At 45.6% G+C, this 498-nt stretch carries 2 protein-coding genes; both read left to right on the plus strand.

From position 1 onward, the window contains the following. Positions 1-410: DUF86 domain-containing protein (locus E3E33_RS10695; RefSeq protein WP_370520408.1), on the plus strand; the 410-nt coding region annotated here is incomplete at its 5' end. Continuing rightward, positions 407-498: sugar phosphate nucleotidyltransferase (locus E3E33_RS10700; RefSeq protein ID WP_167731693.1), on the plus strand; the 92-nt coding region annotated here is incomplete at its 3' end. The genes E3E33_RS10695 and E3E33_RS10700, both read left to right, overlap by 4 nt.

Raw genomic sequence — 498 nt, forward strand, 5'->3', positions numbered from 1 at the left:
TAACTCGCCTGATGTCGGAGGCGAGGACTGCTCTGGAAGCACTTTATGAGCTCTCGGAACTTCCTAAGGAGGAATTTCTTCAGAACAGACACTACGTTTCAAGCGCAAAGTACAACCTTCTTGTTGCAATCGAAGCGTGCATTGACATTGCCTACCACCTGATATCAAGGAACAAAATGAGACTTCCAAAGGACTACGCAGATTCATTCAGGGTTTTAAACGAGAGGGAAATCATTAACGATGATTTAACCAAGAGACTTGTTCTCATGACGAGATTCCGGAACAGACTCGTTCACATTTACTGGGAGGTTGATGATGAGTTTATTTATGAGATACTCCAGGATAACTTGTCGGATATTGAGGAATTTATGGACTCGATTTCAAAAGCACTCAGGAGGGAAAAACCATGAAGGTCCTAATCATGGCCGGCGGCTACGCAACTCGGCTATGGCCGATAACGAAGGACAACCCAAAGGCACTGCTTCCGGTCGGGGAGAA

Source organism: Thermococcus sp. GR5, from assembly GCF_012027535.1.
GTDB lineage: Archaea > Methanobacteriota_B > Thermococci > Thermococcales > Thermococcaceae > Thermococcus > Thermococcus onnurineus.